This is a genomic window from Candidatus Nitrosotenuis uzonensis (assembly GCF_000723185.1).
Taxonomy (GTDB): Archaea; Thermoproteota; Nitrososphaeria; order Nitrososphaerales; family Nitrosopumilaceae; genus Nitrosotenuis; species Nitrosotenuis uzonensis.
Window position 1 is genome coordinate 120,339 of record NZ_CBTY010000011.1, and the last position, 21,439, is coordinate 141,777.

General features: G+C 44.8%; 23 protein-coding genes and 1 tRNA gene. 13 read left to right on the forward strand and 11 right to left on the reverse strand.

The annotated features are described in order from the left end of the window. The first annotated feature begins 67 nt into the window (after nt 1-67). The 4 genes from NITUZ_RS08885 to NITUZ_RS08900 are packed head-to-tail and all read left to right on the forward strand — an operon-like array spanning nt 68 to nt 3,505. Entirely contained in the window at nt 68-943 is an 876-nt protein-coding gene (locus tag NITUZ_RS08885) for a ribose-phosphate diphosphokinase (RefSeq protein WP_048197237.1), read from the forward strand. After that, a complete protein-coding gene (locus NITUZ_RS08890; protein ID WP_048197238.1) occupies nt 944-1,891 on the forward strand; it encodes a DNA methyltransferase in 948 nt (315 codons plus the stop codon). Next, on the forward strand, nt 1,888-2,787 hold the full coding sequence (gene rnz, locus NITUZ_RS08895; protein ID WP_048197239.1) for a ribonuclease Z: 900 nt from the start codon (nt 1,888-1,890) through the stop codon (nt 2,785-2,787). The genes NITUZ_RS08890 and rnz overlap by 4 nt, the downstream gene beginning before the upstream one ends. Before the next feature lies 1 nt (nt 2,788). After that, the gene (locus NITUZ_RS08900) at nt 2,789-3,505 is read left to right on the forward strand and encodes an SIR2 family NAD-dependent protein deacylase (protein ID WP_048197240.1); all 717 of its coding nucleotides are present in this window, start codon (nt 2,789-2,791) and stop codon (nt 3,503-3,505) included. Here NITUZ_RS08900 and NITUZ_RS09760 read toward each other — a convergent pair whose 3' ends face one another. From NITUZ_RS09760 to NITUZ_RS08915, 3 genes are all read right to left on the reverse strand, one after another. After that, the gene (locus tag NITUZ_RS09760; RefSeq protein WP_052370157.1) at nt 3,506-4,321 is read right to left on the reverse strand and encodes a hypothetical protein; all 816 of its coding nucleotides are present in this window, start codon (nt 4,319-4,321) and stop codon (nt 3,506-3,508) included. A gap of 73 nt (nt 4,322-4,394) precedes the next feature. Next, nucleotides 4,395-4,784 (reverse strand): RNA-binding domain-containing protein, encoded by a 390-nt coding sequence (locus NITUZ_RS08910; RefSeq protein WP_048197241.1) that lies wholly within the window; start codon nt 4,782-4,784, stop codon nt 4,395-4,397. Next, nucleotides 4,781-5,329 (reverse strand): AAA family ATPase, encoded by a 549-nt coding sequence (locus NITUZ_RS08915; RefSeq protein WP_048197242.1) that lies wholly within the window; start codon nt 5,327-5,329, stop codon nt 4,781-4,783. Before NITUZ_RS08915 ends, NITUZ_RS08910 begins: the two co-directional genes overlap by 4 nt. 56 nt (nt 5,330-5,385) lie before the next feature. Here NITUZ_RS08915 and thpR point away from each other — a divergent pair, with 56 nt between their 5' ends. From thpR to NITUZ_RS08940, 5 genes are all read left to right on the forward strand, one after another. Beyond that, the gene (gene thpR / locus NITUZ_RS08920; RefSeq protein ID WP_320409008.1) at nt 5,386-5,937 is read left to right on the forward strand and encodes an RNA 2',3'-cyclic phosphodiesterase; all 552 of its coding nucleotides are present in this window, start codon (nt 5,386-5,388) and stop codon (nt 5,935-5,937) included. Continuing rightward, on the forward strand, nt 5,934-7,268 hold the full coding sequence (cca, locus tag NITUZ_RS08925; RefSeq protein WP_048197244.1) for a CCA tRNA nucleotidyltransferase: 1,335 nt from the start codon (nt 5,934-5,936) through the stop codon (nt 7,266-7,268). Before thpR ends, cca begins: the two co-directional genes overlap by 4 nt. Beyond that, nucleotides 7,243-8,013: a serine/threonine protein kinase gene (locus NITUZ_RS08930; protein WP_048197245.1), complete on the forward strand. Its 771-nt coding sequence runs from the start codon at nt 7,243-7,245 to the stop codon at nt 8,011-8,013. Before cca ends, NITUZ_RS08930 begins: the two co-directional genes overlap by 26 nt. Continuing rightward, nucleotides 8,003-8,605, forward strand: a complete 603-nt coding sequence (locus tag NITUZ_RS08935) for a DNA-3-methyladenine glycosylase family protein (RefSeq protein WP_048197246.1) — start codon at nt 8,003-8,005, stop codon at nt 8,603-8,605. The genes NITUZ_RS08930 and NITUZ_RS08935 overlap by 11 nt, the downstream gene beginning before the upstream one ends. 73 nt (nt 8,606-8,678) lie before the next feature. Next, nucleotides 8,679-9,584 (forward strand): hypothetical protein, encoded by a 906-nt coding sequence (locus NITUZ_RS08940; protein ID WP_155991567.1) that lies wholly within the window; start codon nt 8,679-8,681, stop codon nt 9,582-9,584. Nucleotides 9,585-9,630: 46 nt separating this feature from the next. On the opposite strand, the gene NITUZ_RS08945 is transcribed toward NITUZ_RS08940, so the two are convergent. Further along, nucleotides 9,631-9,705 (reverse strand) — tRNA-Pro (locus tag NITUZ_RS08945). 53 nt (nt 9,706-9,758) lie between these two features. On the opposite strand from NITUZ_RS08945, the gene NITUZ_RS08950 reads away from it, so the two are divergent. Further along, entirely contained in the window at nt 9,759-9,968 is a 210-nt protein-coding gene (locus tag NITUZ_RS08950; RefSeq protein WP_048197248.1) for a hypothetical protein, read from the forward strand. Here NITUZ_RS08950 and NITUZ_RS08955 read toward each other — a convergent pair. Both NITUZ_RS08955 and NITUZ_RS08960 read right to left on the reverse strand, forming a co-directional pair. Continuing rightward, nucleotides 9,963-11,096, reverse strand: coding sequence for an NAD(P)/FAD-dependent oxidoreductase (locus NITUZ_RS08955; RefSeq protein ID WP_048197249.1), 1,134 nt, complete (start codon nt 11,094-11,096; stop codon nt 9,963-9,965). The two genes, NITUZ_RS08950 and NITUZ_RS08955, sit on opposite strands and share 6 nt — an antisense overlap. Beyond that, nucleotides 11,096-11,836, reverse strand: coding sequence for an SDR family oxidoreductase (locus tag NITUZ_RS08960; protein ID WP_048197250.1), 741 nt, complete (start codon nt 11,834-11,836; stop codon nt 11,096-11,098). Before NITUZ_RS08960 ends, NITUZ_RS08955 begins: the two co-directional genes overlap by 1 nt. A gap of 78 nt (nt 11,837-11,914) precedes the next feature. Here NITUZ_RS08960 and NITUZ_RS08965 point away from each other — a divergent pair, with 78 nt between their 5' ends. Continuing rightward, a complete protein-coding gene (locus tag NITUZ_RS08965) occupies nt 11,915-12,124 on the forward strand; it encodes an AN1-type zinc finger domain-containing protein (RefSeq protein ID WP_048197251.1) in 210 nt (69 codons plus the stop codon). Here NITUZ_RS08965 and NITUZ_RS08970 read toward each other — a convergent pair whose 3' ends face one another. Further along, nucleotides 12,125-12,400 (reverse strand): hypothetical protein, encoded by a 276-nt coding sequence (locus NITUZ_RS08970; protein WP_048197252.1) that lies wholly within the window; start codon nt 12,398-12,400, stop codon nt 12,125-12,127. It abuts the gene before it with no gap. A gap of 33 nt (nt 12,401-12,433) precedes the next feature. After that, on the reverse strand, nt 12,434-12,991 hold the full coding sequence (locus NITUZ_RS08975) for a DNA replication complex subunit Gins51 (protein ID WP_048197253.1): 558 nt from the start codon (nt 12,989-12,991) through the stop codon (nt 12,434-12,436). Nucleotides 12,992-13,153: 162 nt separating this feature from the next. Between NITUZ_RS08975 and glnA the strand changes: the two genes are divergently transcribed. Beyond that, nucleotides 13,154-14,626: a type I glutamate--ammonia ligase gene (gene glnA / locus NITUZ_RS08980; protein WP_177309493.1), complete on the forward strand. Its 1,473-nt coding sequence runs from the start codon at nt 13,154-13,156 to the stop codon at nt 14,624-14,626. On the opposite strand, the gene NITUZ_RS08985 is transcribed toward glnA, so the two are convergent. Together NITUZ_RS08985 and thsB are read right to left on the reverse strand one after the other, a co-directional pair. Beyond that, a complete protein-coding gene (locus NITUZ_RS08985) occupies nt 14,623-14,904 on the reverse strand; it encodes a hypothetical protein (RefSeq protein WP_320409009.1) in 282 nt (93 codons plus the stop codon). The genes glnA and NITUZ_RS08985 overlap by 4 nt on opposite strands. A gap of 47 nt (nt 14,905-14,951) precedes the next feature. Next, a complete protein-coding gene (gene thsB, locus NITUZ_RS08990; protein ID WP_048197255.1) occupies nt 14,952-16,661 on the reverse strand; it encodes a thermosome subunit beta in 1,710 nt (569 codons plus the stop codon). An 86-nt stretch (nt 16,662-16,747) separates the two neighbouring features. On the opposite strand from thsB, the gene NITUZ_RS08995 reads away from it, so the two are divergent. Further along, nucleotides 16,748-18,070 (forward strand): serine hydroxymethyltransferase, encoded by a 1,323-nt coding sequence (locus tag NITUZ_RS08995; RefSeq protein WP_048197256.1) that lies wholly within the window; start codon nt 16,748-16,750, stop codon nt 18,068-18,070. Here the strand turns inward: NITUZ_RS08995 and NITUZ_RS09000 are convergent, their stop codons facing one another. Next, a complete protein-coding gene (locus NITUZ_RS09000; protein ID WP_048197257.1) occupies nt 18,071-21,439 on the reverse strand; it encodes a DNA polymerase II large subunit in 3,369 nt (1,122 codons plus the stop codon).

A 21,439-nucleotide genomic window follows, 5' to 3' on the forward strand; every position in this document is an offset into this window, starting at 1 on the left:
ATCTTTTGTATGGATGATTTCTCAGTACTCATCAAAATTTAAGAATCCCCCTTAGTTGGTTGATTTGTTGTCAAACGTAACGGTGATTGGTGGGAATGCTTCTGGAGATCTTGCAAGAAGGCTGGCCAGAAAGCTAAAGGCCGGCTTTGTCGGCTCGAGTCTTCGTGTGTTTCCTGATGGGGAGGGCAAGATCACACTTCTTGGTAAACCAAAGAGTGGAAAAATAATAGTTGTAAACTCTACCTATCCGCCAGTAGACTCTAATCTTGTTTACACGCTGGCGTTGATTTCAAAGGCAAGCGAGTACTCAAACCAAATTACGGCTGTAATACCATATCTTGGATATGCAAGGCAGGACCGAGAATTCCTTGCTGGTGAGGTTGTAACGCTGTCGGTAATAGCTGACCTGCTCAAGGCGGCTGGGGCATCAAAGATGATTGTGGTAGACATTCACAGCCAGATGGGCATGAAACACTTTAAGATTCCAATCAGAAATGTTTCTGCGATCGAAGAGCTTGCAAGATATTTCAAAAAGATGCACCTAAAGGACCCGTTGGTTGTCTCTCCAGATTCAGGCGGGGCAAAAAGGGCAGAGATCTTTGCAGGATTTTATGGCACAAAATACATTGCGCTTAAAAAACAGCGCGACCGAAGGAACGGCAAAGTACGCATAATTACATCAGAGCTGGACGATGTCCGTGGACGCGATTTGATTCTGGTGGACGATATGATAAGCACTGGAGGAAGCATAGTAAAGGCAACAGAGTTTCTAAAAAAACAAAAATGTCGCAGGGTTTTTGTCGCATGCACTCATGCTCTGCTTATCGGTGATGCGGAAAGAAAGATGCGAAAGGCTGGCGTTACTCAGATCGTTTCTACTAATACGATTCCTAGAAAGACGGCAGCTGTCGATGTGGCAGGAATAATAGCAAAGGCAATCTAGATGCCGGAAAGCTTTTTCATAGTATCAAAAGAATATCCGGATCTTGCAACCGACGAGGTGATCACTTTGGCAAAGATGTATGATAGATTCTCAAAGGTAAAGGTGATCTCCAATCTTGTCATCATACAGTCAAAGACTCCTTGGGAGAAGATCGCAAGGCGGGCTGCATTTGTCAAGACTGCCGGCCAGCTAATAAGAAAGATGTCAAACGTATTCTTTGATGAGAGAAACTATTCGGTGCTTTTCGGCGCCAATACGTTCATGTGTAAGGCAATCAATCTCTCAGAAAAACCAATCGATGTTCCAGAAATAGAACGCTCGCTTGGAAACATGGTAGTAACATTTTGCAATGCAAAGGTATCCTTGGAAAACCCCAGCATGATAATTTATCTGATATTCACGGATGAGGAAAACTTTTTTGGCTTCTCAAACAGGCTCAACGGGGAACCGCGTCCGAAAAAAGAGATCAAGTTCCACCACGAGCTTGACTGGAAATTAACACGTGCCATGATAAACTTGGCAAGGATTAGGGAGGGCGAAACAGTGTGCGATCCATTCTGCGGTACGGGAACCACATTGCTGGAGGCCAGATCCATGGGCATAAACGCAATAGGCATTGACTTTGACAAGAGAATGTGCAGGATCTCAGAGGAGAATCTTGCAGCAAACAACTATGAACCACACATATTCAACGAAAATTACGACTATATGCTTCAGATAAAGGACAGGTTTGATGGCATAGTAACAGACCTTCCGTATGGAACTGCCTCCAAGACATCAGAGCCGCCGCAGAAACTGGTAGAGGATTTTTTTACCAAGCTCCCAAAACAGAAGAAATTTGTGATAATGTGCAAAAAGGGACTTGACAAGAATCTGAAGATAAAGCTAACAAAAAAATATGAAATATACAGGCACAAGAGTCTGACAAGGATGATTTTGGTAAAATGAAGCTCGTGATGCTGGGGACTTCGGCAGCCCAACCAACAGAAAGGCGGGGACTTTCGTGCACATGCATTGAAAAGGACGGCGAGATACTCATGTTTGATGCTGGCGAGGGTGCGCAAGTTGCCTTTCTGAAATCAGGGCTAGGTTGGAATAAAAAAATGAAGATATTCGTAACTCATATGCACGGGGACCACTGCATAGGCATTCTAGGTCTACTTCAGACAATGACACTACAACACAGAACAGAGAATATGGAAATCTACGGCCCTGATGGTATAGAAGAATTTATTGCAAACAACATAAAGTCATTAAATTTTGGATTGTCTTTTTCAGTAATTATTACGGCAGTGAAAAGAGGCCTTGTCTGCGAGGAAAAGACATACTGTGTTTACTGCGAGGAAGCAGAACATACGACTCCGGCGTTTTCCTACTTGTTTGAGGAAAAGGAAAGGCCGGGCAAATTTGACCTTCAAAAGGCAAAGGCACTTGGCATCCCAGAGGGTCCTCTCTGGCACGATCTTCAGATGGGTAAAGAAGTCAAGCTCAAAGACAAAACAATAAATCCATCCCAGGTGGTCGGCCAGAGGAGACCTGGAAGAAGAATTGGTGTATCTGGCGATACTAGGCCAACAAGCAAGCTTGAGAAATTTTTTGAGAACTGCGATTATCTAAGCTTTGACAGTACGTTTTCGGACAACCTCAAGGATAAGGCAGTGGAAACTGGTCATTCTACTGCCAAGGAAGCTGCCATTCTTGCAAGAAACGCAAACGTAAAGAATCTGATCTTGACTCATTTTTCAGCAAGGTACAGGGATGAGTCAGATCTTCTAGCTGAGGCAAGAACAGTGCACGGTTCCGTTATTGCGGCAAAGGATCTTCTGGAAGTTGAAATAAGATAGCATGTTCGGTTCGGTGGCCGCAAAAATCAAAGACGCGGAAAAGATTGTTTTCGTGACAGGTGCCGGCATATCACAAGAAAGCGGAATCTCTACTTTCAGGGGCAAGGACGGATACTGGAGAAGATATGATCCTATGCAGCTTGCAACAATAGAGGCATTTTATGAAAATCCCAAACTAGTCTGGGAGTGGTACGAGGACAGGAGAAGGACCATACTTGCAGCCAGACCTAATGCAGGCCATACTGCAATTGCAGAGCTTGCAAAATATAAGGAGGTAATTGTTCTCACGCAAAATATTGACGGCCTGCACCAGCGGGCAGGAAGCAGGAATGTCTACGAGCTGCACGGAAGCATAATACGAATCAAGTGCACTGCATGCACTTTTGTAGAAAACATCACATCGGGATTTGATGTTCTTCCTCCAAAATGCGTTTGTGGGAGCATACTCAGGCCAGACGTAGTCTGGTTTGGAGAGCCCCTGCCACAGCATGTCTGGGCTGACGCAATAATGCATGCACAAAGCTGTGATGTTATGGTGATTGCAGGAACCTCGCTCCTAGTCTCACCTGCAAATTCACTTCCCTTCTACGCAAAACAGAATGGGGCAACTCTAATTGAGGTAAATCCTGAGAGAACCGTGATGTCAGACGAGATGGACTTGTCATTGAGGCAGACTTCGGCAGCCATTCTGCCGCAACTTGTATCCCTCTTTAAGTGATTATTTGGTAAATACACCATTAATTGTGGTCTGCTCGTTGCCCTGTGGATTGAACACTGAAGAGTATACCGTTCCATAATCTGCGTGTTCCACTATCATCTCTATGATGTGCGGGCTGTTAGATACGTCGTTTACGTTTGTGTCAAACTTTGATGCAAAGAACTCGCCGGAGAATAGCTGTTTCTCAGAGTTTCTCAGGTTTACCGTCACTTTGAGCGTCTTGCCTGATGTGTCTTCATATTGTATTGATACTGTGTTGTCCATATTGCGCACGGTCTTTAGCTGTAACGTGTCAAATATCTGTGAGGAAGGCATGGCTGTGACCGTAAATGATGTTGCATCAGATGGTTGTGATGAGGACAGGTATCCAGAATTTGGGGTCTGTGTGATCTGAACCGGTTGATGCTTTTCAAACTGGCAGTCCGGAAGCGTGATGGTGTAAGTGAGTTCCTTGATTCCGTTAACAGTCCTTGCAAGCTTTGGCACGGAGATTTTACATGATTGATCTTGATTTTTTTCATATACCTGACCACGGTATGTTTTCGGTTCAGGCATGGTTATCTTCTCTTCAATCTTTTTTATCGGGTTTATCTCCTCTGCTGCAGGCTTGATCTGCTCTATCTTGCTGCCTACGGTGTCAACTGTTTTGTCTATCTCATGGTTAACTCGGGACGTTGTTGTGTCCTTGAGGCTATCAAGATCTTGGGCAACTGCGCTAACTGGAAGATATTTGTCAACAGTGCTGCCAAATTGGGAATATACAAGAGCACTGGCTGCTGCAATAATGAGGCCCAATACGAGTATTTTTTTTATCAACCATGCCTAATCTACTGAAAATCATAAAAGTGCGCAAATTCACTTTCGCTGAGCAACTAGGAAAAAAAGCTGACTAAGAAGTGAGCCACTCTATTATGCGCTCTATGTTCTCTGAGCTAACCGTAACTTTGATTGGCCCCAGTGGGGATTCGTTGTCTCGCTCGCACAACGCTATTGAGTTTGCAAATGCAGCCTGTTTGTTTAGATAAAACCACGTGGAATCACCCTCAAGATTGTTGTTAAGAAATTTCGAGTAAACGCGCTGTGAGTGGTGGTTATGTATGGATTCACGTATCTTGGCAAGAGATTCTGCTTGGTCTGATGTTGCCCTTGCAGAATATTTGTCAAGTTCAAGCTCAAATGCGTCTAAGATGTTTGAGATGGACTGCCGGATTTTCTGTGGATCCTCGGATGGATTTATCTGGCAAACCACCTCTACCGTGCAGTCGACCTGCGGAATCATTTGAGCCACTTTTTTATTATCTGGTATGCCGTGTCGACAAGCTGATCAATAGAAAGATTGTTGTTAGATATTGTCTCGTCTGCAAGTGCTATTGAGGCCGATATGCCGACGCCGATTTCTCGATTATCCCTTTCATCAAACATTTTCCTGTCAGAAGGATCGTCTGACCTTTTTCGCGTACTAAGAAATCCAAATCTTGTATCTGTTGAGGCATGAATGGCAAGCAGTTTGACCTGAGTAATTTTTTTCAGAACTTCGATCTCTGCGTTGGATCTGACACCGTCAATTACAACCACGTCAGACTTGGAGTTTACAATTTTGTCTTTTATCAATTCTGCTACGGCCCCCTGTCCGTTCTTTTCCCGCAGTTCAAGCATGAGTTTTCCAAGATTCTGCCCGCTGGGATCAATGTTCCTTCTTTTTGCTTCAGCACGCACAGCGTCGCCCATATTGATGCTGGTGAATCCCTTTTTTTCCAGGCCGGCGGCTATGGTAGACTTGCCTGCTCCAGGCATTCCAGTGAGGCATACAATTAGCTTTGGCATCGCAGTGACTTTTTTTGTCTACTCTATGAAGGTACCGAAAACCATGTAAGAGGAGCTTGGCTGATTGTAATATGCGAGCTTTTGTTGCAGTAGAGATAACCGACGGTAAGATTTTGGATTCCATAAAAAACGTGCAAAACGAAATTAAAATTGAAGCCAAGGCAGTAGATACACAAAACGTGCACTTTACATTATTGTTTCTTGGCGAGATTACAGAAGAAATGGCAGCCAAGGTGGCAGAACGGTTGAAGACAATAGAGTTTTCTCCGTTCGTCATAAATTTTGAGGGAGTTGGGGCATTTCCAAAACCCCGATTTGCACGCGTGATATGGGTCGGCATCAAGGAAGGAAGTGATGAGCTAATACGCCTTGCAAAATCAGTCGAGGAGAGACTTGCCGTGCTGGGCTTCAAGGCTGACAAGCCGTTCAAACCGCATGCAACGATTTTTAGAATCAAAGGTAGAGCCCTAGATGTAACTGAACGCATATCAAGTTGTGCTAAAATCAATTTTGGAACACAGCGTGTATCCGAGATTAAATTAAAGCGGAGCGTTCTTACCCCACAGGGGCCGATTTACTCTGACTTGGAAGTGATACATGCAAAATGAACCACGTGCTAAATCAGATCAAAAAGAAGGTAGTTCCAGCAAAAAGCCTGCAGGCCCGAAAGGACAAGTTGGTAAGTAAGGTTATAGATTTAGTAAGCCGGGAAACTGCAGAGTATTCTCAAGTAATAGGAATAGAGCTTGGCGGATCTTTTGCAAAGGGAACTTGGCTTCCGGAAAGGGCAGACATTGACATTTTCATAAAGTTCAGAACTGATGTAAGTGAAAAAGAGTTTGCGGAGGTGGGCAAGAAGATAGGCTTTGCAGCGTTGGCAGACTATATGCCGTACGTCAGATATGCAGAACACCCGTTTGTCGAGGCGCAAATAGGGGATACCAAAGTCAATCTTGTGCCCTGTTACGCGGTGGAGGAAGGTAGCTGGAAGTCTTCTGCAGACCGCTCGCCGTTTCACACCAGATTCATGAAGCAGTCGCTTACCGATGAGATGAAGGATCAAGTGAGAATTCTAAAATGGTTCTTAAAGTGCAATGGCATCTATGGTGCGGAGATTGCAAGGCAGGGATTTTCAGGGTATGTTGCCGAAGTGCTCATTCTAAACTTTGGGACTTTTGAGGGAGTGCTCAAGGCAATGTCACATCTAAAGTGTGGCGAAGTGATTGGCAAGGCGGCAAAAGAATTTGACTCTCCGATAGTGATAATCGATCCGATTGATGCTAACCGTAACTTGGGAGCAGCAATTTCCACTGAGAATTTGGGCAAGCTTGTTCTTCTGTCAAGGGCATTTTTAAGAAAGCCATCGCATCTGTTTTTCAAACCTAGAAAGCCAAATACATTTATGAAAAGTTCTCTTAGGAACGTACTGGTCATCAGCTTCAGATACAAGAAACGTAGCCCGGATGTGATCTGGGGTCAGCTAAAACGCGCAGCCGCCTCCATCGCAACGCAAATAGATCAGGAGGGCTTTACCGTCCTAAGAAAATCTGCGTTTGTTCTGCGTGATAATGAAGCGTTTTTGCTGTTCTTGCTCCAGTCACCAACCCTTCATGATAGCAAGTTGAGAGTGGGGCCGGATTTCTTTGTCTCCGAATATGCCGACAAATTCGTCATGTCCAACAAGAAAAAGAGCGTCATGATGTGGATTAATGACGATGGTAAGATATGTTCGCTACAGAAACGACCTTACACTAGCGTGCAGTCATTTGTGAGGGATTTACTACGCAAGAATCTGCAGAGTGCCGGGATTTCGGTAGGCCTGCAAGAAGACATCAAAGAATTCAAGATCACAGTAGGTGACAGGGTTAAGAGCAAATCCATTAAAGAGGCAATCGCAGAGCTTGTCTCAACCGATGAGGCCATATTTTCTTCCAATTAGCAGGCTGGCAGAACAGCCGTATTCCCAGATTCTTGGATATCCAAAGGCAAGCAGAACCCAAATAAGGTCACGGATCTCTGAGCTTAGGGCACTCAAAGTCGATGGTGTTGCGTTCGTAGGCCCAATGCTTATTGGCAAGACGTATGTCCTTGGGAAAGGATACACCGGAATAGTGGTTCTGGCAAAACTCGGCGGCAGGAAGGTAGCGCTGAAGATAAGGAGAACGGACTCTCCGCGCAAGAGCATGGCTGATGAGACTGCCTTCCTAGTTGCTGCAAACAAAGTTAACGTGGGACCTAAGATGATAGCAAGCAGTAGAAATTTTCTTGTGATGGAATTTTTAGATGGTATCAAGATTCATGACTGGGTTGGCCAAATTCACGGCAGGAAGGCTGTAAAACAGCTAAAATCGATACTAAGAAAGATCTTGTTGGACTGTCAGAAGCTTGATGGGATTGGCCTTGATCATGGGGAGTTAAGCTACATATCAAAGCATGTGATTGTGGGAAAAAAGACGACGATTATAGATTTTGAGAGCTCAAGCCTTGAACGCAGGGCATCCAATGTGACATCAGCTGCGCAGGGACTGTACATAGGCTCAGGACTTGCCAAGATAATTCAAAAGACATGTCCTGTTCCTCCAAAGAACAAAATTATTGCCGCCTTGCGGGAATACAAAAGAAACCAGACAAGAGAGAGTTTTGAGAACATATTAGGGGTACTAAAAATACGGAATGCCACATAGAGCAATCAAGTTTCTCAAAAAGGATCCAAAGCTTGCTAACATAATAGAATCGGTCGGAACCTACAAGATATCTTTCATAGAAAATCCATACGAATCTTTGGTGGAGGCAATCATAACACAGCAGTTATCTGGCAAGGCGGCAAAATCCATTTCTAGCAGATTCAGAAGCCTGTACAAAAAGTATCCAAAGCCTTCCGATGTTTTAAAGACGCCAGACTACAAACTGCAAAAAGCTGGTCTATCAAAGATGAAGATATCATACATCAAAGATCTCTCAAATCGAATAGAGGCAAAGGAATTGCGCCTAAAGGCACTCCACGAAATGTCAGATGATCAGGTAGTTGCAGAGCTGACAAAGGTAAAAGGCATAGGGCGCTGGACTGCTGAGATGTTCCTTATCTTTTCACTAGGAAGGGAAGATGTGCTTCCGGTAGGAGACCTTGGCCTAAAGAAGGGCATACAGAGGCTGTACTCGCTCAAGGAGATTCCAGAAGAAAAGCAGGTAGAGGAGCTTGCGGAAAGGTGGAGGCCGTACAGAACGGTTGCGACATGGTATTTGTGGAAGAGTCTTAAGCAGTTTGACAAAATCTGATGCCGGTCGCACCACTTTATTATGAGAAGGACAAATCTTGTTTGCTTTGCGAACTCTGAGCGTGTTGTTGGCCATGCTGTTTATAATAGGCATTATTGGGTCAGCCGCAGCTGAGATTCCAGACTCTATAAAAGATAGAATAGGCTTGTGGGCTGGCGGTAAGAGCACAGATGCCGAGTTTGCACATGTTCTAGTTGATCTGAGTAAAATGGGTATCGTAAAGGAAAAACTAGATCAGAACACCCATACGCTGCCAAGCTACGGCCAGACTGCATTCGTAAAGATAACAGGGAGGTCAGCAGAGTACGGTCAGACAAGCCCCGTCCGCCTGACGGTAACGGATCCTGATGGAGTAGTCTCAGAGTATACTGTGCCGATTCTAGAAAGCGGTACGTATTCCACACTCATACCTCTCAGACATGATTCCAAGATTGGTATGTATAGTGTTACAGCATATCATGCTGGAAAAAAACTCCACGATTCTGTATTTTATGTGGGATATCAAGCTAGAATTCCAGCATGGATATCACATCTTGCATTGTGGTGGCTTGATGAGAAAATCACCGAATCAGAATTTTTAACCAGCATCGAGTTTTTGCTAAAGACAAGGGTAATTGAGTTTGCAGATGTCACGGATTCTACTTTTCTGAATGTAAGCGTAAGCGGTCTGAATGCAGTAAGGCGCGGTACCACACAAAACATTACCGTATTGGTAAAAGACAGATACGAACCTGTTGTCGGTGTCAGTGTTTTTGTGCGAATTGAAGATTACGGTGAGAACGTCTTTGAAGAGTTTAAAGGTGTCACAGATAGCAATGGCAGATTCACAGTTTCATGGGAGATAAGCCAAGAGTTTCCAAATCTGAAGACGCTTTTGGCATATGTTGATGTGACAGACGGAGTTTTGTCAGGCAGTAAAGTATTCACTTTTCAAGTGTACTGTCTGTGTGGCGAGTCAAACTGCAAATGCAGGACATGAATACAAAACCTCTTTTGAGGTATTAATTGACTGCATCAAAAGGAAATGGGGCCGGTGGGATTTGAACCCACGATCTCTAGCACCCCAGGCTAGCATCTTAACCAAGCTGGACTACGGCCCCTCAAGAAAAGGCAAAGCGTGAAATTATTAAATTATGAGATCAACCTATAGACATTGAAGATCTGCTCTATTTGTCACAAGATTTCTGCAACCGATGATAACCATACTGATTGCAAGGAAAAATTAAGAATTGAGCTTGAAGCTGAGGATTTTAAGAAAAGCATTCCAGAAAAGCTGGATATGGCAAAAAATGCAAACGACATACAGCCCGATCTTAAGGCGCTCATGGATCACATGGCAAGAGAGAAGAAAGCCCAGTCATAGCCATTTTTGAATCCTTTCCTGCTCAAACTGTTCCTTTTCTGCCAGATGCTCGGGTGCTGGTCTATCAAGCCTTGTGATTGGGCCTTGTTCTGAAAACATGTCCACATAAACATATCCTGCGGTATTGCCCATCTCAACAAAGCATCCACCCTTGCCATCAAACGGAGTGGCGGTGCCTTCATTTTTTATCTGTGTGACTATTTGTTGTGCTACTGCGATGCCCTCCCCTTCTGCAAATATGCCGGCCTTGGGCACCGCAATTTTTTCTGTCACCATCATGTTCGTCACATCACCAATGGCATATACGCGCTCGAACTGTGTCTTGCAATCCCTTTTTACCTGTATGAATTGTCCGTCCTGTGCAAGACCGCTCTCATACACTACTTTTGGGGCTTTGTGTGGAGGGACTGCAATCAGCAGATCAAACTGTACCGATCTGCCGTCTTCAAACTTTAAACTATTTTTTTCAACAGATACGGTCTTGCATGATCCGTAAAATTTGATATTCTCTTTTTCCAGCATTTCTAAAAGTTGTCCGCTCACATCGGGCCCTGCAGCAGGAAGTGTGATTGGCCCCACGCTGTAAAATTCAATCGATATGGAATTTCTTGTGCCCATTTCCTTTAGCATAGAGTTTATGATCAGTGCAGCTTCAAATGGGGCTGGAGGGCATTTGTATGGCATGCCGGTTATGGCAAATACGATCTTGCCTGATTTTATTGAGATGATCTTCTCCCTGATTTTTGGACCATGCTCAAGATCATACAGGATTAGTCCATTATCTGCCAGACCAGGAATTTTTTCTGGAGCCAGTTCGACGCCAAGTGCCACGATCAGATAGTCATATGTGATCTCTTTTGTTCTAGTTTTTACTTTTCTGTATACCGGATTAATCTCCAATACCTGCTCGTTAACAAAATCAATTCCCTTTTTTGTGATTGTATTCAACGGCTTTTTTGAGGTTTCAAATTTTCTTGTGCCCTTGATTATCCATAGCTTGACAAGATCCATCATAAAATAGTCTTTTTTGTCAACTATGGTGATTTTCACATCGGGCAGTCTTGCTCTTATTTCATTTGCTGTCGCAAGACCTCCGAATCCTCCTCCAAGTATTACTATATGATGCATTAGCGTTCTTGTGTGGTGGGCCTGATCAGAATTTCGTTGACGTTTACATGGTTTGGAGATTCGGCCGCGTATAGTATTGCATTAGCTATGTCTTCTGCCCTAAGTGCTTCCATCTTTTTTGTGGATTCGACAAACGCCTTGAGGGATTCATCTGTTATGGTGTTGGTAAGCTCGGTGGCAACTACTCCTGGCTCAACGCAGGTCACCCTGATACCTGAGCGCTGGCTGAACTCCTGTCTGAGTCCTTCGCTTAAGGCCGTTACTGCGTGTTTTGTCGCACAGTATACGGAGCCGGCTGGAAAGACTATCCTGCCTGCAACAGACGAGATGTTGATGATATGGCCAGATTTTTTTGCAAGCATGTGCGGTATGGCAGCAGCAGTACAATACAATACTCCCTTGATGTTCACATCGATCATCTGATCCCACTCATCCAGTTTTCTATTCTTAAAAAAGCTCAGAGGCATTAGCCCGGCATTGTTGACTAGGATGTCCACTGTACCCCATTTTTTTACTACCGCATCAATAAAGGAATCACAGTCGGATCTTTTGGTCACATCGAGTTTTTGGACGTGCACTTGCCCGCCCATCTTTGTGATCTCTTCTCTGAGGGATTCCAGTTTGTCAGTTCTACGTGCACCCACTGCGACCTTGGCGCCTGCTTTTGAGAACGCTACGGCGGTAGCATATCCTATTCCGCTTGACGCTCCAGTAATAATTGCAATTTTGTCTTTTAGCATGAGGATTTTGTTGTTTTGTGTGCTTTATGTTTTTGGCAGATTTGAGAGTTTATTAGTGAAAAAAAATGAGATTATTTAGTGAAAAGAGTAAACTGCGCCTATTGTGGAAACGAAACCGACTTGCCATTCCAATGCAATTACTGCAAGGATGAATTTTGCGCCGAGCATAGGTTGCCAGAAGAACATCGGTGTGTGAAGCTGACTTCGATCCGCGCAAGAAAGTTTGGCGAAAAAAAGGTCGTAAGAGAGCAAAAGGGTGGATTTTTCAAGAAAATCTTTCGAAGATAGTCAGTAGACGGATTTGCCAGGTTTGATCTTTGCAAGTCTTGCCTGATAGAACAATGCGATTGCAAGCGCTAGCAATACTAGTGCGGTGAGCCAATGAGCTGTAATCAGCGTAACGTATGCTATTGCAAATCCTATCGATACTATACCCTGAGTGAGAAGCTTTATCCAGGTTGTAATCTTGGCCGCCCTGCTGATTATCTCTATTATGAAAAGTGCAGCTACTGGGTATACTGTGAGCAGCAAAAAATCAACCACATCTACATCTATGTGAGACATTTGCTTGTTTTTGTTACAAAGTCGGTATATCTGTTATTCTTCTATGGTTATCTTTACTGAGATGTTTTTTGCGATCAGGGCCTGAGCGTTTTCGTTTGGAAGTGTTGCTATGTCTTCTGCCTTATATGGACCATATTTGGTATAGTCTGCGCCCACGAATTGGTCAAAGTCTTTTAGGAATCTTACCGTGACGGGCTTTGTCTTGTGTTTTTTTGATACGGATTGAAGCGTCTTTGTCCTGCCGTTCAAAGTGGCAGAGAGTATCATCTCCTTTCTTTCTGCCAAGTCCTGCTGGGATTCAAGTATGTATTTTTCCTCATCCAAGAGGTTAGTAAAATCAAGAGTGTCGGAGGCGGATGCTTTTTCTATGCGTGTCTTGAGCAAGAGTGTCACAGACTGAGTTATCAGCTCTGTTAGTCTTGCCTTGATTTTACTCTCAATGCCATCATATCCCTCACTTTTTAGCTTGCCAAGATATTCTGAGAGAGTTCTGTAAAAGTCAGGATCTATTTCTTGGACCTGATCATTTTCAATTTCTCTGACAAGTACGGAATACAACAAGTTTAGATCAATTTTCTTTGTTTCCGACATGCAGGTCCTAGTTCTGTTAGATGTTGGGGGTTGATAATCCTTCACCCCACGATTTACACGCAGTTTGATTTCTTCCCAGCACTACAGGTATTAACTGTCCGTGTGTGGAGATTCGGTGCCAATATGACTTAAGCCTTAAATGCGAGGGTTTTTCGTGTATTCATGAAGGGAAACTTGCCATACAAAGTCATTCACGGTGAAACAACCCAAGTCAAATACTCTGCAGATGAGATTTTTGCAAAAATAAAACATGAAAATATCAGGTTTATCGATTTACAGTTCTCAAGCCTAGTTGGGAGATACCACCACACCACAATCTCTGCTGCCACATTTACGCCCGAGCAGATGAAGGACGGTCTTCCAAAGCTTGATGGCTCTTCAATAGTCGGATTTACGAGTGTGGATGATTCCGATCTGGTGCTAAAGCCAGATCCTAACACGTTTGCCATTATACCGTGGGTAACTGAAAAAAAGACGGCACGGCTCATCTGCGATATATACTGGGGAAGAGGCAGAGGAAGACTAGAGCGGGATCCGAGGGGAATAGCGCAAAAGGCAGAGGAATATCTGAAAACGCAAGGCTTTGATTTCAGTTACTGGGGGCCGGAGGTAGAATTTTTTGTATTTGACAAAGTGCATTGGGATGTCCTTACTCCGTACAAAGGACAGTCCTATTCCATCGAGTCAAAGGAGGCACCGTGGAATCAAGAGGGAACAGGCTATCCGATGGGATTGCAGGAAGGATACTATCCAAGCTCACCGTCAGATACACTAACTGAGTTTAGAAACGAATGCGTCGATATGCTAAATGAGCATTTTGGAATTTTGTGCGATAACCACCACCACGAGGTGGCCACTGCAGGACAGTGTGAGATAGACATCAAATACGATTACCTTACTAACGCTGCAGACGGCGCACAGACCTACAAATATGTGGTAAGGAATGTAGCGCAAAAATTCGGCAAGGTTGCAACTATGATGCCAAAGCCGATCTCAATGGATGCCGGCTCAGGTATGCACACCAACGTGAGCCTCTGGAAGGACAACAAGAATGCATTTTTTGACAGGGATGCAAAAGACGAGATCAGTCAGATTGGCAGATACTTTTGCGGTGGAATCCTAAACCACGCAAGAGCATTGTGCGCAATCACAAATCCTACTACGAACTCTTACCACAGACTGGTTCCAGGTTATGAGGCTCCAGTGTATATTGCGTGGAGTCCAAGTAATCGTTCAGCTGCAATAAGGGTGCCAGAGCATTTTAGAGGAGAAAAATACGCATATCTTAAAAGGTTTGAGTACAGAGCTCCAGATCCGTCATCAAACCCGTATCTAGTTTTCTCAGCTGTGCTAGCAGCTGGCCTTGATGGAATAAAAAAGAAGATGGACCCGGGTGATCCAGTGCTTGAGAACATCTACCATATGACAAAGGAAGAACGCGTAAAGCGGGGAATCAAGACGGTTCCTGCAACTCTAGGTGAAGCTCTAGACGAGTTAGAATCAGACAGGAAGTTCCTCAATCCAGTTTTCTCAAACGATGTAATTGATAAAATAATAGAGCTTGGAAGAAAGGATCATCGTGAGATTTCAATAAGGCCGCATCCGCACGAGTTTTATCTTTACTTTGATGTCTAGATAAGCGGTCTTCCAGTAGTTTGGAAGATGTAGAAAAGCGATATTGCAATTAGCCCAAATCCAATTCCAAAATAATATCCGCGTTTTTTGTCCGAAGTTGTTGCCTTGTAAACAAGTATGGCCCCTGCCAAGCCGACGAACAGGATGGCTATGCCAAACACTACATAGTCTTCAGTTCCACCTTGTATGAAAGGGTAGAACAGACCTGAAAGTAGCGCAAAGAACGCTCCCAGATATGCGTATTTGACGCCGGTGATTATCTTGGTTGCGCCGCTCAACAAAAAAGGTATGATATGTTAGGAAATAAACGTTTGATGGTTTGCGATTACATCTCGCCCATGCCGCCCATATCCATTCCACCCATTCCTCCCATTCCAGGCATTCCTCCCATGCCTCCCATACCGCCCATTCCAGGCATTCCGCCTTCTGGGCCTCCGGGTGGTCCGGATTTGGCAATAGCAATCACATCATCAATTCTTAAAATCATGCATGCTGCTTCCGTTGCAGCGGAGACTATCTGGTTCTTTACTGCCAGTGGCTCTACTATGTCGCTTGTCTTCATGTTGCCCACCTTGGATTTCATTACATCGATTCCGGTCCATTTTTCGCCCTTGAGCTGCTTTGAGCGGAGATTTGTTAGTGTGTCTATTGGGTCCATCCCCGCATTCTCTGACAGTGTTAACGGTATTACTTCAAGCGAGTCTGCAAATTTTTCCACCGCAAGCTGCTCCCTGCCTTCCATCGATTTTGCCCAGTTACGCAGCCTTGTTGCCGCAAACGTTTCAGGTGCGCCCCCGCCTGCAACGATGGACGGGTTTTCCATGACATCTTTTACCACCATTAACGCATCGTGAACTGACCTTTCGACCTCGTCGACCACTCTTTGGGAACCGCCCCTCAGAAGTAATGTGACTGCTTTTGGATTCTTACATCCTTCCACAAACACCCATCTGTCCTCCTCGATCTTTCTTTCTTCAACAAGCTGAGCTGAGCCAAGATCCTTTTCAAACAGATCATCAAGGTTTGTAACTATTCTTGCACCAGTGGCTTTAGCAAGTTTTGCCATGTCGCTTTCTTTTACACGTCTTACCGCTAGAATTCCAGCCCTTGCCAGATAATGCTGAGCCATGTCATCAATTCCCTTCTGACATAAAAGGACGGTAGCACCAGAACCGACAACCTTGTCAACCATATTCTTGATCATTCTGTTTTCCTCATCCAAGAATGTCTTCATTTGTTGCGGGTTTGAGATGTTAATCTTGGCATCAAATTCGGTCTTGTCTATTTCAAGCGCCGTGTTTATGAGTGCTATTTTTGCTTCGCTGATTTTCTTTGGCATTCCACCATGAACTACTTCCTTGTCCAGCACAATTCCTTCAACTAAAATAGAATCCTTCATAGAGCCACCTGCCTTTTTCTCCACTTTGACATCGTCTTGATCAACGATGAATTTCGTGCCTTCCTTTTCAGCAACTGCAAGCACTGCTTTCACTATCAGGTCAGCAAGATGATCAGAGTCCTTTCTTACCAGCTTTGTCTGCATTGAGGTTCTTGCAATCTTTGAGAGGATGTTTTTGTCGTTTGCAGTTACCTCCTCGGCTATTTCTTTTAAAAATTGTAATACCTTTTTTGAGGCCTTTCTGTAGCCGTCCACTATTATTGTAGGATGGACATCTTGGTTTATCAGCGATTCCGCATTTTCAAGCAATGCGCCAGCCAGTATGACTGCGGATGTTGTCCCATCACCTACTTCGCTGTCTGTGGTCTTGGAAATCTCCACTAGCATTTTTGCTGCAGGATGCTGCACATCGATTTCTTTGAGAATAGTAGCACCATCGTTTGTAATTGTGACATCTCCCAATGAGTCAACTAGCATTTTGTCCATTCCCCTTGGGCCAAGACTGCTGTGAACTATCTCAGCTATGATTTTGGCTGCAGCTATGTTGTTTTTTTGTGCTTCGCGGCCCTTGCTTTCTGTGGCACCTTCTTTTAGTAAAACTACAGGCAGACTACCTTTGGGTACTTGAACACTCATAACGAAGAAAATTTCTTCCTTCCCCTTTTATACTTTGCATCTTGCAGAATCGGTGTTTTTAAATTGGGAATTTCAACTGCAAATCCATGGGCAAATCCGCAAACAGGGCAGCATACAAAAAAATTCTAGACGATCTTGTGGATCACAACAAGTGGTTTGAAAATTCCATCCCGCTTATTGCCAGCGAGAATGTGCCCAGCCCGGCTGTAAAGGAGGCACTGCTTTCTGATTTTGGAAACCGATACGCAGAAGGATGGCCAGGAGAGCGAGTATATGCAGGCTGCATCTACATCGACAAGGTTGAAATCCAGTGCATGAATTTGGCAAAAAAACTCTACCGTGCCGAGTTTGCGGATGTAAGGCCGATTTCAGGTGTAGTTGCAAATTTAGCAGTTTATTCAGCGTTTACAAATCCTGGCGATGTCATGATTGCCCCCTCAATTCCTGCTGGAGGTCACATATCACATGGCAAAAAAGAGCACTCTGGAACAGCAGGTTTGGTGCACGGCCTTGATGTAGAGTTTTACCCTTTTGATGCAGACGAGATGACAATAGATGTCGATAAGACAAAAGAAAAGGTTGAAGAGCTCAAAAAGGCAAATCGACTTCCAAAAATGGCCATGTTCGGGGGATCACTGTTTCTGTTTCCACATCCTGTAAAGGAGCTCTCAGACTTTCTTAAGGGGCATGGAATGCACATAAACTATGACGCTGCGCATGTTGCAGGTCTGATTGCAGGCGGCCAGTTCCAAGACCCGCTCAGGGAAGGAGCCGATACGATGACAATGAGTACTCACAAGACGTTGTTTGGTCCTCAAGGTGGGCTCGTTCTTGGATCAGAAAAACATGCAGAGGCAATCAAAAAGGCAACGTTTCCAGGACTCACAAGCAGCCACCATATACACCACATGGCAGCAAAGGCAATCACGTTTGCAGAGGCGTTAGAATTTGGTAAAGAATATGCCAAACAAGTAATCAAGAATGCAAAAGCATTAGCAGAGGCTCTAAGCGGTGATGGATTCAAGGTGCTCGGAGAAAAGCGCGGATTTACAAAGTCGCACCAGATTGCAGTCAACGTACTCGATTATTCCGATGGAGGCAAGGTGGAGGCAGACCTAGAAAAAGCCAACATAATTGTAAACAGACAACTCATACCAGGCGATATCAAGGCGGGTAGAAATTATTTCCATCCTGGCGGAATCAGACTCGGTGTATCAGAGATCACACGGCTAGGTATGAAAGAATCGGAAATGAAAGAGATTTCCTCGTTCATCAGGAAGATAGTCATAGAGAAGAAAGAGCCGAAAAAATTAGCTGCTAAAGTAAAGGCTTTCAGGAAGGATTACCAAAAGGTGCGCTATTGTTTTGATAACAAGCTAGGCGCATACGAGTACGTCAAACTACGATAGTCATTGATAGTCCGTAAGCAGTAGTTGGTCTCCCGCTCTTTTGCCGAACACCAGGTCTATTTCATCGGACAGCGTGTTAATTCTACCTTTCAGATACGGGCCCACGTCGTATTTTTCTACCAATCTCTTTGCAAGGCGAAGGTACTTTTCAATTGACGGTCTTGTTATGGTCTGGATGAGATTGTTACCGCATACGCAGTGCTGGATTAACGGTACTCGGCGGTATTTCCTACCGCACGCTGTACACCTGAACTTTTGCCTACCGTATGCGCGAAGGTTGCCTATAATGTCTGGTACCAAGTGAGTTGTTATCACGTTAGTTACGATCTCTGTTGCGTCTACTGCACCTATCAGCTCGGCGTTTCTTATTTGCAGGTCGAATTTATCAAGCATTGAGCCCAGCGTAGAGTATGCACTGCGCGATCTTGAGGTTGTAAGAGTCGATGTCTCGTGGGTGTAATAGTAGCCGTAAAATTGAGTCTCCGTTTCCAGGCGAGCTTTGATTATCTCTACGGACGTGACCTCGGTCGCCTTTTTTCTCTGCAGTGTATCCTCAAAGAACTCGAGTGGAAGTGTTTTTGTCACTTCAAAGTTGTGCGCCTGAGGCTGAGATTCATGTGGAAGTACTACAGGTTGGATGAGCAACGGTGCGTCCATAAGGCCGCCTATTTTGTCGGAAAGAAACTGCCTTGAGAAGTTGAGCAAGGCGTCAAGCAATAGCATTATCGAGTCAGCATCGCCGTCTGCATCCCTGCGTTTTGCAGAGTGCCAGTTAGGGGTTCCAAAGCAGACATGTGTGTCTGTATATCCGATTATTCTTCCCACTATACCGACAGAGGTATGCGGTGCAAGACCGATTATTAGGTGGCCTACAAGCTCGTCGGTGTTTTTGACGTTATAGAATGGCTGCCTGCCATACAATTTTTCCAGCTCAAGATCAATGTACTTGCATGCCTGCACCAAGTATTTGCCGCTCTCGTGTGGAATTATTACGTCCTGCATTTTTATTTCGATCATTTGATCAGGACTGCTCAGTGGGATACCGTCAATGTCATGTGTATATCCAAGCTCGTGCAGTTTTTGTATGGGAGTACCTATCCAGCGCGGCTTAAAGTGGGTGAGCGGCGAGTTGGTTGCATCAAACCTGACTGTTCCATCCTTGAATACTGTAAGATCCAATGACTGCCTGATGAGTCCTTTTTCCAGCGGTTCGGCTATCCTGTCTTGACCGATAAGTTCCATTACCCCCTTGAAGGGCTCTTGTACTCTTATGCCGGTTTTTTCTTGCGCAAGAAAGAGCTTTTCTTTTAGCGGAAATGGCTTGAATGAATGTGTCGGGGCTTTTTTCTTGCATTTTTGGCAGAATGGTTCCTCAAGCGTAGCTCTGCAAATCGGGCATGTCAATTCCACCGCCGTTTTGTTGCCGCATTTTTGGCACATGATGCTAATTGATGGTTCATTGCATGCCTTGCACATTCTGTTGTTTATGTTGCAGTAAAAATTGGGAGACGTGCAAGCCTTGACTATATCTCGTGTTATGCCGCCCTTATCACCTGTTGGAAACAGTATATGGACTGGGGGCTTCATTAGCCTTGGCGCTGCCTTTTCCGGGCGACCTATTCTGACTCCAATAGATGTTGAGAATTTTGGCCTTATTGTTATGCCTGATGATTTTGAGATCGTTTCAGGTACGGTTTCAGCGTACTGCAGTGGGTTTGCAAAGAGAAGCTGGTAGAATATTTCAGCCTCCAAGTCTTGAATCACGATCTCCGATTCTGATACCTTGTGCGGTACGCCGATTTTTTCTAGAATCGGCTTGCACCTGCTTGCGTACCGAATCGCATTCTCTTCTATTTTTAGTGGTGAGGCAAGCTCACGAAGCTCCTCGATTGTGATTTGTTCCCAGTAGAAGAGGTATTGCGGGTGTAATGGGATTTTAAAGTTCAGTGAAATCTCAAGTGCCTCTTCAAAGTCGGGCGTCCTCTGCAGGAACTCGCCTAGCTCTGAATTCGGTTCGTATTTGAGAATCCGTTGTTTTAGCTCTTCAATCCAAAACTCTTCTACATACCCGGAAGGAATCAGCTGGGCGTTGTTCTCTAAAAAGTCGCCGTATGAGATCAGTATGTCCCCAAGATAAAGCACTTTTTCAATCTGGTCTCTAATTTTTATTCCATGTTCTACATCCTTTATCTTTACAACCTCGCCGCCCTTGAGCCGGACCGTCGGGGTTTCAATTGTGTCTACAAACGCCACCGTTGCCCCTTTTCCAGGAATATCGATCTTTATCTGGGTTCCAACCGCTATGGTGTGGTGTAGAATTTCTGCAATGACCGGATGAATTCCGACGGCTGCAAACCCGGTGTTACATGCCCGGCCGTACCTGAGCCTAAAACCTCCTATCTTGTTTGGTAGCGAAAGTACGGATCTGCCGGTAATTACCTCTTTGAGCCTTTTTGCAGCCGAGTCTTCTCCATCCCCTTTCTGCACTCCTCCCTTAATCAGGCCCAGCCATTCCCAGCCATCAAGCTTGTAGAGATCTATTCGTTTGAGTAGCTTCTTGGCCCGCCCTATGAGGCCGTCGTTTAGGACGCGCAGTGCGCCGCCCCGAACGCGGTCGGTTTTGATTCTCACCATGTTCTTGTGGTTTACTACTTCGTTCGGGTCTGTATCAACTCCATCAAGTTCTACTGGCAAGTTGGAGATTACAGTGACTATATCTTCATCATGTACGTGATATTGAAAGCTGCCCACATCCCGCTCGTAGATGCGCAGCTCCTCGACAAACCTGCCAGTTTCATCGTCAAACGAGTTTGCTTGGTATTTTTGCAGCCCTACAGTACGTCTTACATGGTCTGCTATGAGCATGGTGACAGCCGATTCTGTGCCTCCTGCAGAACGCATCGGACCGGCAATTGACACTGATAGATAGTCCGTGCCGTCCCTGTTTTTCTTGATTGTAACGCTGTTAATTCCCTGAAGAGGCGCTATTGTGACCCCCTCAGTAACTATGGCAAGCCCAACACGCACTGCGTTGTCAAGCCTTTTTTCAAGTGGCGTATCCTCTGGAAGGTACCTGCCAAGAGCTATGTTTTTTGAAATCTCAAGTGCGGCCAGCTCCTTTCCCATCGTCTTTAGTAACTCTCTTAGCGGTTCGGCAATGTCTATATCATGCATCTTTGCCACCCGATCTGCAAGATCAAATGCAATCTTAGGTTCCACTATTCCTGAAGAGTCCACAAGGGTGGATTTGGCCTGTGCTGCGTGCTCAAATATCTTGTATGTGTTCTCAGACAAGCTGGCGTAATAATCCAAATAGTATGTTGGCATAGGTATCCCATTAAGGCGGGATGTTGCCGCATTCTCCGACAT

Coding starts and splice junctions, on each gene's coding strand:
- NITUZ_RS08890 (WP_048197238.1), top strand. CDS start 944: ATGCCGGAAAGCTTTTTCATAGTATCAAAAGAATATCCGGATCTTGCA.
- rnz (WP_048197239.1), top strand. CDS start 1,888: ATGAAGCTCGTGATGCTGGGGACTTCGGCAGCCCAACCAACAGAAAGG.
- NITUZ_RS08900 (WP_048197240.1), top strand. CDS start 2,789: ATGTTCGGTTCGGTGGCCGCAAAAATCAAAGACGCGGAAAAGATTGTT.
- NITUZ_RS08910 (WP_048197241.1), bottom strand. CDS start 4,784: ATGATTCCGCAGGTCGACTGCACGGTAGAGGTGGTTTGCCAGATAAAT.
- NITUZ_RS08915 (WP_048197242.1), bottom strand. CDS start 5,329: ATGCCAAAGCTAATTGTATGCCTCACTGGAATGCCTGGAGCAGGCAAG.
- cca (WP_048197244.1), top strand. CDS start 5,934: ATGAACCACGTGCTAAATCAGATCAAAAAGAAGGTAGTTCCAGCAAAA.
- NITUZ_RS08930 (WP_048197245.1), top strand. CDS start 7,243: ATGAGGCCATATTTTCTTCCAATTAGCAGGCTGGCAGAACAGCCGTAT.
- NITUZ_RS08935 (WP_048197246.1), top strand. CDS start 8,003: ATGCCACATAGAGCAATCAAGTTTCTCAAAAAGGATCCAAAGCTTGCT.
- NITUZ_RS08940 (WP_155991567.1), top strand. CDS start 8,679: ATGCTGTTTATAATAGGCATTATTGGGTCAGCCGCAGCTGAGATTCCA.
- NITUZ_RS08955 (WP_048197249.1), bottom strand. CDS start 11,096: ATGCATCATATAGTAATACTTGGAGGAGGATTCGGAGGTCTTGCGACA.
- NITUZ_RS08960 (WP_048197250.1), bottom strand. CDS start 11,836: ATGCTAAAAGACAAAATTGCAATTATTACTGGAGCGTCAAGCGGAATA.
- NITUZ_RS08970 (WP_048197252.1), bottom strand. CDS start 12,400: ATGTCTCACATAGATGTAGATGTGGTTGATTTTTTGCTGCTCACAGTA.
- NITUZ_RS08975 (WP_048197253.1), bottom strand. CDS start 12,991: ATGTCGGAAACAAAGAAAATTGATCTAAACTTGTTGTATTCCGTACTT.
- glnA (WP_177309493.1), top strand. CDS start 13,154: ATGAAGGGAAACTTGCCATACAAAGTCATTCACGGTGAAACAACCCAA.
- thsB (WP_048197255.1), bottom strand. CDS start 16,661: ATGAGTGTTCAAGTACCCAAAGGTAGTCTGCCTGTAGTTTTACTAAAA.
- NITUZ_RS08995 (WP_048197256.1), top strand. CDS start 16,748: ATGGGCAAATCCGCAAACAGGGCAGCATACAAAAAAATTCTAGACGAT.
- NITUZ_RS09000 (WP_048197257.1), bottom strand. CDS start 21,439: ATGTCGGAGAATGCGGCAACATCCCGCCTTAATGGGATACCTATGCCA.